Consider the following 8,227-nt stretch of genomic DNA (forward strand, 5'->3'; position numbering starts at 1 on the left):
GCACCGCCCGGCCCCGGGCCCCGCGCCCCGGGGCGGGCGGCCACGCGCCCGCGGCCTACGCCCCCGGCAGGTGGCGGGGGCGGTGGCGCCAGGCGCGGGTGAGGCGGGCGGTCAGGTACGCCGTGGCGACCGTGGCCAGGGAGGCACGGGTGCGGCCGATGCCCGGCGCCCACCAGGCGTAGGCCGTGGCCGGGGCGCAGACCAGCATCGCCGCGACGCGGACCGCCCACCAGCCCCTCGGGCGCGGCGCGCGGCTGATCAGCTGGGTGTCGGGGAGTTTCGTCAGCGTGAGGTCGGGCGGCACCGGCGGCAGGCCGAGCGCCGCGACCAGCGAGGTCAGACGGACCGCCGGGGCGTCCGAGGCGCGCAGCAGCGCCGTCAGGGGGCGGGCGTCGGCGACGCCGTACGAGGCTGCGAGGGTGCGGGCGGTCGCCGCCGCCGTCTCGTGGTCCGGGATCGGCGCCGCCGGGTCCCACTCGTGGTCCGCGAGGCGGCGGCCCCGGTGCAGGAGCGTGAAGCCGTAGCGGTCGCCGGTCCTGCGCAGCACCAGCGCGGGGCGGCGCACCGCGCGCGTCAGGCTCGCAGCGACCGCTGTGAGGCCGTCCTCACCCATCAGCGTGGCCCGCCGCGCCGACGCTCCACGCTCCGGTGTGCCCGCGGGGACCTCCGCGTACGTCGCGTCGCCGCGCGGGGCTATGCGCAGGTCCGCGCCCGCCTGCCGGGCCGCCTCCGCGACCCGCCGAGGGGCCGCCCGCAGCACCGCGACGGTCACCGCGTCGGGCTGCTGGACGCGCTGTGCGGGGATCGCGCGGCCCGCGAAGAACGGGATCTGCGACGCCACATGCAGCCGTACGCCGGCCCGGAACTCCAGGAACTGCTCGCGCGGCGGTCCGAAGTACCCCCACGGGTACTCCGTCGCGTGCGTCCCGATCGCGCTGAACTGCGCGAGCGACTCCCCGGGCCGCCGCGCGAGCAGCAACATCAGCGCCAGGTGGTTGCGTACGTCCGCGACCTCCGGGTCGCCCGGCTCGTACGACTCGACCAGGGCCAGCGCCCGCTCGACCGCCGCCCGCACCCGCACCCGGGAGATCCGGGAGCGGCGCGCGTCGTCCCCGCCCACGGCCTCGGCCAGCACGTCGTACTCCACCGCCGCGAGCAGCGGCAGCGCGTGCAGCTTCGAGCCGGGCAGCGCGTGTTCCGCCGCGCGCTCGGCGAAGTCGAACATCTCCTCGTGCGAGCCGTGCCACTTCTCGCACAAGTACTGCATCGCGGCGACATGGCAGCCGTAGTGGTGCGGGGCCCGCTCCACGGCCTGGGCCCAGTACGCGTCGAAGACGTCGCGCGGCGACTGGCTGCCCGTCGCGTGCTCCAGCGCGAGCTGCCAGGGCACCGGGTCCGCGGGGTTGGCCTCGGCCGCCGCGCTGATCACCGGCACCGCGTCGTCCAGCAGCGCGAAGAACGCCTGGAACTGCTCCTGCGGCACGTCCTTGGCCCGCGCTCCCGTGCGGACCGCCCAGGCGTGCTTCAGGCTCACCCCGGCCCGCAGCAGCGCGGCGTCCGGGTCGTCGGGCGCCGCGGCGAGCCAGTCGTCGAGCCAGCCGGGGTTGTGCAGCGCCGCCGTGGCGAGGCGGGGCACCCAGGCGCCGCGATTCTCCCACTCGCCGTCCTTCCTGGTCGCCGCGAGGAGGTGGCTGACCGGCAGGTACCGGCCCAGGGCCGCGGCGACCAGGGCGGTGCGCAGCCGGGGCGCGGGCGGGTCGAGGACGACGGCGGTGTCGGGAGGCAGATCGGTGCCGATGGTGGAGCCGTGCCGCAGCATGCGGGGAAGGCTGAGCAGGGAGCGGAGCGTCACGTACCCATTGAAGGCCGTCCGGGGTGCCCGCCACCAGAGGAATGTGCCGTTGTCCCCTTGCCGGGTGGCACCGGGAGGCGGCCGGGCGGCGCCGTTCTAGGGAGGGCCGGGTGGTGCGCGGGCGGCGCCCGGGCGGCGCCCGGGAGGCCCGGGGTGCGGCGGTTCTGCCGACGCGGCCGGATGCCGGGACGCCCGGGGGCCCGGGACGCGAGCTCCGTGGCCGCGAACCGGGCGACCGCCGGGTCATCCCGTGTCGAACGGCTTTCAGGCAAGTGCTCGTAAAGCCGCCACCGTGGCCACCAGCCCCGACTTCTCCAACCGCTCGATGACATCGACCACCGTGCCGGGAGGACGCTTCCAGCTGTCGGCGATGCGCCGGATCTCCCCGTAGACGATCGCCGGGGCCAAATCGATCTGGGCCTCCAGGAAGGCGTCCGGGTGGACGGCCTCGACGTCCCAGGGTGACAGGAACTTCTCGGGGAAGTCCTTCAGGTTGTACGTCACGATGGCCTGCGCCTTGGCGCGTACGGCTGCCGCCAGGACGTGACGATCGTCGGGGTCCGGCAGTTCCAGTGCCGGTACGAGGGGCTCGTAGCCCTTGACGAGGCAGTCGGGGACAGAAGCCATGATCAGCTCACGCGTCCGGTCCAGCTTCAGCGGATCGAGTGCCGGATTCTTGGCTTTGACGTTGCGGAACGTCTCGTCCAGGATCGCGCCCGTCCACTTCGCCTGAACGAGGCCGGCCTGCGCGACCCGGATGAGGACGTCGCGCAGCACACTGGGATAAAGGACGTCGGCGTCATAGACGGCGACGAAAGCCATGGACTACATCAGTCCCATCTCCTGGTCGAGTGCCGTCAGTTCGTCCGCGGCGGTGCGGCGACGCCGGTCGTCCTTCTGCTTGTACTCGAAGAGGGACGAGGCCTTGATGCGCCGGTGGGTGCCGACCGTGCGGTACTCGATCTCCCCGGCGGTCAACAGGCCGATGAGAAACGGCCGCGACACGTTGAGCATGTCGGCGGCTTGCTGTGTCGTCAGTTCCGCGTCGGAGGGCACGACCGAGACGCCACGGCCTGCGCCCAGGTGCGCGAGTACCCCGGCCAGGAGTTCCACGACTTCCCTCGGGAGCGCGAGCGGCTCAGGGTCTCCGTCGGGCCTGACGGTGATCTGGCTGAGGTCGCGGTGCGTTTCCAGGTAGCCGCGGACTTGGTGGAGCGCCCGATTCGCGGAGGCTTCCTGCTCGGGGGGCAGCTTCACCGGCCTCATGTCTGTTTTGGTCATGATGAGCCCCTTGTCGTGGCTGATCTCGTCACCATACTCTCGAATCGCAGTATTCGAAACAATCGCAATAACCGCAACTCGATGGCGTGGTATCCGGCGAACATCGGCCGTCTGCCCCCGGTTGGCGGTGTGTGGCCCTGTGGGCGCCGGCCCGGCTTCGTAGGGGCGGGGGCGTCGTGTCCGACGCGTGCCGGGTGGTGGTGGGGTCGTAGGGTGCCCGTTATGTGTGGAATTGTGGGATACGTCGGCTCGCGGTCGGCGTTGGACGTGGTCGTCGCCGGACTGAAGCGCCTCGAATACCGGGGGTACGACTCCGCCGGCGTGGCCATCCTCGCGGACGGCGGGCTTGCCACGGCGAAACGGGCCGGGAAGCTCGTCAACCTCGACAAGGCGCTGGCCGAGGCGCCGCTGCCCGCGGGGACGGCCGGGCTCGGGCACACCCGCTGGGCCACCCACGGAGTGCCCAACGACACCAACGCGCACCCCCACCTCGACAACGCGGGCCGCGTCGCCGTCGTCCACAACGGGATCATCGAGAACTTCGCGGCCCTGCGCGCGGAGCTGGCCGGGCGCGGCCACACGCTGGAGTCCGAGACCGACACCGAGGTCGTCGCGCACCTGCTCGCCGAGGCGTTCTCCGCCTGCGGCGACCTCGCCGAGTCGATGCGCCAGGTGTGCCGCCGCCTCCGGGGCGCGTTCACCCTCGTCGCCGTGCACGCGGACGCCCCCGACGTCGTCGTCGGCGCGCGCCGCAACTCGCCGCTGGTGGTCGGCGTCGGCGACGGCGAGGCGTTCCTCGCCTCCGACGCCGCCGCCTTCATCGCGCACACGCGCGACGCGATCGAGCTGGGCCAGGACCAGGTCGTGGAGGCCCGCCGCGACGGCGTCACCGTCACCGGCTTCGACGGCCTGCCCGCCGACGTGCGCGACTTCCACATCGACTGGGACGCGTCGGCCGCCGAGAAGGACGGCCACGCCTCCTTCATGCTCAAGGAGATCGCCGAGCAGCCGAAGGCCGTCGCCGACACGCTCCTCGGCCGGATCGGCGCGGACGGCACGCTCAGCCTCGACGAGCTGCGCATCCCGGCCGAGGTGCTGCGCGAGGCGGAGAAGGTCGTCATCGTCGCGTGCGGCACCGCCTTCCACTCGGGCCTCATCGCCAAGTACGCGATCGAGCACTGGACCCGCGTGCCGTGCGAGGTGGAGCTCGCGAGCGAGTTCCGCTACCGCGACCCGATCCTCGACCACCGCACGCTCGTCGTCGCGATCTCGCAGTCGGGCGAGACGATGGACACGCTGATGGCGCTGCGGCACGCCCGCGAGCAGGGCGCGCACACCCTCGCGATCTGCAACACCAACGGCTCGACCATCCCCCGCGAGTCCGACGCCGTGCTGTACACGCACGCGGGCCCCGAGGTCGCCGTCGCCTCCACGAAGGCGTTCCTCACCCAGCTCGTGGCCTGCTACCTGGTGGCGCTCTACCTCGGGCAGGTGCGCGGCACCACCTGGGGCGACGAGATCCGTGCCGTCGTACGCGAACTGTCCCGCGTCCCCGAGCAGGTGGAGCGGGTGCTGGAGACGATGGAGCCGGTACGGGAGCTGGCGCGGTCCCTCGCGGACCGGCGGACCGTGCTGTTCCTGGGGCGCCACGTGGGCTACCCGGTCGCCCTCGAAGGCGCACTCAAGCTCAAGGAACTCGCCTACATGCACGCCGAGGGGTTCGCGGCCGGCGAGCTGAAGCACGGGCCGATCGCGCTGGTCGAGCAGGGCCTGCCGGTCGTCGTGGTCGTACCCTCGCCGCGCGGCCGGTCGGTGCTGCACGACAAAATCGTCTCGAACATCCAGGAGATCAGGGCGCGCGGCGCCAGGACCGTGGTCATCGCGGAGGAGGGGGACGAGAGCGTGGCACCGTACGCGGACCATCTCGTACGCGTCCCGGTGACGCCGACGCTGCTCCAGCCGCTCCTCGCGACGGTGCCGTTGCAGGTCTTCGCCTGCGAACTGGCGACGGCGCGCGGCAACGAGGTCGACCAGCCGCGCAACCTGGCGAAGTCCGTCACCGTGGAGTGAGCGGCAGGACCGACGGGCGCGCCGCCGGGCGGTGGGGCGGGCGCCCAGAAGAGGGGTGGAGAAGTGATCATCGGGGTGGGGATCGACGTGGCGGAGATCGAGCGGTTCGGGCAGTCCCTGGAACGCACCCCTCAGCTGAGGGAACGGCTCTTCGTGGAGGGCGAGTTGACGCTGCCCGACGGGGCGCCGCGCGGCACCGCCTCACTCGCCGCCCGGTTCGCGGCGAAGGAGGCCCTCGCCAAGGCGCTCGGCGCGCCCACCGGGCTGCGCTGGACGGACGCGGAGGTCCAGGTGGAGGACAGCGGGCGGCCCCTGCTGCGGGTGCGCGGCACCGTCGCCGCACGGGCGGCCGAACTCGGGGTACGGGCCTGGCACGTCTCGCTCAGCCATGACGCGGGAGTGGCGTCGGCCGTGGTGATCGCGGAAGGTTGAGCACATGCGGACTGCTTACGGCGTTCAAACGGTACGGGCGGCCGAGCGCGAGCTGATGGCGTCGCTGCCCGAGGGCGCGCTCATGCGGCGCGCGGCGGCCGGGCTCGCGGCCGTGTGCACAAGCCTGCTCGGCCGGGGCCGGGTCTACGGGGCGCGGGCCGTGCTGCTCGTCGGCAGCGGCGACAACGGCGGCGACGCCCTGTACGCGGGCGCCCGCCTGGCCCGGCGCGGAGTGCGGGTCAGCGCGGTGCTGCTCGCCCCCGACCGGGCGCACCCCGGCGGCCGCGCGGCGCTGCGCCGCGCGGGCGGGCACGTCCTGGGCCCCGGCCAGGACCCGTACGCGGTACTGGCCGGCGCCGACCTCGTCCTCGACGGCATCACCGGCATCGGCGGCCACGGCGGACTCCGCGCCGACGCGGTGCCGGTGGCGCGGGCGGCGCGCGACTCGGACGCGGTCGTCGTCGCCGTGGACCTGCCGAGCGGCGTCGAGGCGGACGACGGCACGGTCGCGGGCGAGGTGCTGCGCGCCGACGTGACGGTCACGTTCGGCACGTACAAGCCGGGGCTGCTGATCGACCCGGCGGCAGAGGCGGCGGGCGTGCCCCGTCTGGTGGACATCGGGCTCGGCCCGCACCTGCCGTCCGTCCCCGCGATCGAGGCGCTCCAGCACGCGGACGTGGCCCGGCTGCTGCCCGTGCCGGGCGGCGAGAGCGACAAGTACAGGCGGGGCGTCGTCGGGGTGGTGGCGGGCTCGGCGAAGTACCCGGGTGCGGCCGTCCTCGCCGTCGCGGGCGCGCTGCGCGGCGGCGCGGGGGCCGTGCGGTACGTGGGCCCCGGCGGTGACGCGGTCCTCGCGCGCCACCCGGAGACGCTGGTCAGCGACGGCACACCGGCCGAGGCGGGCCGCGTCCAGGCGTGGGCCGTGGGCCCCGGCCTCGGCGACAGCCCAGGACTGGACGACGTGCTCGCCTCCGACGTCCCCGTTCTGGTCGACGCGGACGGCCTGCACGGGCTGGACGCGGCGGCCGTCCGCGCCCGCACCGCGCCCACCCTGCTGACCCCGCACGCGGGCGAGGCGGCGGCGCTGCTCGGCACGGACCGCGCCGAGGTCGAGTCGGGCCGCCTCGCCGCCGTGCGGGAACTCGCCGCGCGCTACGGCGCGACGGTCCTGCTGAAGGGGTCCACGACGCTGGTCGCGGACCCCGATCCCGCCGTGCCGGTACGGGTCAACGCGACCGGCACCGCCTGGCTCGCGACGGCCGGCAGCGGCGACGTCCTCACCGGCCTGACCGGCTCGCTCCTCGCGACCGGCCTCCCGGCGCGCGACGCCGCCTCGGTGGGCGCGTACCTGCACGGCCTCGCGGCCCGCCTCGGCGCACGCGGCGCCCCGCTCGCCGCCGAGGACGTGGCGGCCCGCATCCCGGCGGCGTGGCGCGACGTGCACGCGTCACTCCCCGTTCCGTAGAGGCCGCGTGCGTGCCCGGCGATCGTGACCGTGGTCAGCCGGTCAGTTCCGCCTCGGCCGGCGCGGCGGGCAGGAGTGAGTGGCGGATGTACCACTCGGTGGCGAACAGCCGCTCCCGTGCCTCGGGCGCGAGGCCGGCGATCACACCGGGCAGGGCTCCCCGTTCCACCTCGGAGCGGTGCGCCAGTACCGCGGCGATCTTCTGCCGCAGCCACGGGCCCACATCGACCGTTGTGGTGACCTGGCTGTCCTGAACGCTGTACACCGCCCTCCGCGCACCGATCACCTCTTCCAGCGCCGGTACGGCCGAGTGCGGGTGTGTGGCCAGGTACACGGCGCGCGGCTGCCAGGGGGCGCCGGCCTCCGGGTAGAGCAGCCCGAGCCCGGCCGCCCGGGCGGCGAGCACGGTCACCCGGTGCGTGTGCACATGGTCCGGGTGACCGGTCAGGCCGCCGTACGCGTCATGGGTGAGCACGACGTCCGGGCGGAACGCGCGGATGTGCGCCACCAGCCGCCGCACCGCCTCGTCGATCGGCGCGTCGAGGAACCGGCCGCACCCCGGGGCCGACTGGGGTACGCGTGCGTCGGCGTAGCCGAGCATCCGGGGCTCCCCGGCGCCGAGGATCCGCAGCGCCTCGGCCAGCTCCGCGGCTCGCGGGGTGTCCGCGATCCAGGTTGCCGTGACGACGGCGGTACGCGCGCCCGCCGCCGCGTGACGGGCGAGCACTCCGCCCGCCGACAACGACTCGTCGTCCGGGTGCGCGAACACCGCGAGCAGATCGGGCACGGACATGAACGGACCACCTTCCGGCGCGGGATGAGGCCGATCGTATGGTGCGCGGCGCCGCAGGCCCCAGGGCGGCCGGGCCGGGCGCGTCCCGGCGGCCCGGCGCGATGTGGCGGATCGTCAGGCCGTCTCCGGCGGCCCCTGCGGTCGCACGGCGTCGAAGAGGGGCCACCCGTCCACTTCCGCCGGCCTCGTGGCGGGGAACGGCCCGCGGGCCGGGGCCTCCTCCGCACGAAGCGCGGGGGGGGGGGGGGGGGGGGGGGGGGGGGGGGGGGGGGGGGGGGCGCGCCGCCCCCCCCGCCGCCCCCGCCCCCCCCCCCGCCGCGCGCCCGCCCGGGGG

General features: G+C 74.9%; 7 protein-coding genes. 3 read left to right on the forward strand and 4 right to left on the reverse strand.

Annotated features, from left to right (window positions below):
* Positions 1-55: 55 nt before the first annotated feature.
* From LCE31_RS23785 to LCE31_RS23795, 3 genes are all read right to left on the reverse strand, one after another.
* Positions 56-1,852, reverse strand: coding sequence for a hypothetical protein (locus tag LCE31_RS23785; RefSeq protein ID WP_225017405.1), 1,797 nt, complete (start codon positions 1,850-1,852; stop codon positions 56-58).
* Positions 1,853-2,116: 264 nt separating this feature from the next.
* The gene (locus LCE31_RS23790) at positions 2,117-2,674 is read right to left on the reverse strand and encodes a PIN domain-containing protein (RefSeq protein ID WP_225017408.1); all 558 of its coding nucleotides are present in this window, start codon (positions 2,672-2,674) and stop codon (positions 2,117-2,119) included.
* Positions 2,675-2,677: 3 nt separating this feature from the next.
* Positions 2,678-3,133, reverse strand: coding sequence for a helix-turn-helix domain-containing protein (locus LCE31_RS23795; protein ID WP_225017410.1), 456 nt, complete (start codon positions 3,131-3,133; stop codon positions 2,678-2,680).
* 222 nt (positions 3,134-3,355) lie between these two features.
* Here LCE31_RS23795 and glmS point away from each other — a divergent pair, with 222 nt between their 5' ends.
* The 3 genes from glmS (at position 3,356) to LCE31_RS23810 (ending at position 7,100) form a co-directional block, all read left to right on the forward strand.
* Positions 3,356-5,203, forward strand: a complete 1,848-nt coding sequence (gene glmS, locus LCE31_RS23800; protein ID WP_225017412.1) for a glutamine--fructose-6-phosphate transaminase (isomerizing) — start codon at positions 3,356-3,358, stop codon at positions 5,201-5,203.
* A gap of 63 nt (positions 5,204-5,266) precedes the next feature.
* Positions 5,267-5,635: a holo-ACP synthase gene (locus tag LCE31_RS23805; protein ID WP_225017414.1), complete on the forward strand. Its 369-nt coding sequence runs from the start codon at positions 5,267-5,269 to the stop codon at positions 5,633-5,635.
* Positions 5,636-5,639: 4 nt separating this feature from the next.
* Positions 5,640-7,100 carry an NAD(P)H-hydrate dehydratase gene (locus LCE31_RS23810; protein WP_225017416.1) on the forward strand — a complete coding sequence of 487 codons (1,461 nt, stop codon included), beginning with the start codon at positions 5,640-5,642 and terminating at the stop codon, positions 7,098-7,100.
* Between the two features lie 34 nt (positions 7,101-7,134).
* On the opposite strand, the gene LCE31_RS23815 is transcribed toward LCE31_RS23810, so the two are convergent.
* On the reverse strand, positions 7,135-7,893 hold the full coding sequence (locus LCE31_RS23815) for a PIG-L deacetylase family protein (protein ID WP_225017418.1): 759 nt from the start codon (positions 7,891-7,893) through the stop codon (positions 7,135-7,137).
* Positions 7,894-8,227: the final 334 nt, after the last annotated feature.

The organism is Streptomyces sp. 8L, assembly GCF_020176795.1.
Taxonomy (GTDB): domain Bacteria; phylum Actinomycetota; class Actinomycetes; order Streptomycetales; family Streptomycetaceae; genus Streptomyces.

Excerpts from the sequence above, each read along its gene's own strand:
- LCE31_RS23790 (WP_225017408.1), bottom strand. The coding sequence starts at position 2,674 with ATGGCTTTCGTCGCCGTCTATGACGCCGACGTCCTTTATCCCAGTGTG.
- LCE31_RS23815 (WP_225017418.1), bottom strand. The coding sequence starts at position 7,893 with ATGTCCGTGCCCGATCTGCTCGCGGTGTTCGCGCACCCGGACGACGAG.
- LCE31_RS23795 (WP_225017410.1), bottom strand. The coding sequence starts at position 3,133 with ATGACCAAAACAGACATGAGGCCGGTGAAGCTGCCCCCCGAGCAGGAA.
- glmS (WP_225017412.1), top strand. The coding sequence starts at position 3,356 with ATGTGTGGAATTGTGGGATACGTCGGCTCGCGGTCGGCGTTGGACGTG.
- LCE31_RS23810 (WP_225017416.1), top strand. The coding sequence starts at position 5,640 with ATGCGGACTGCTTACGGCGTTCAAACGGTACGGGCGGCCGAGCGCGAG.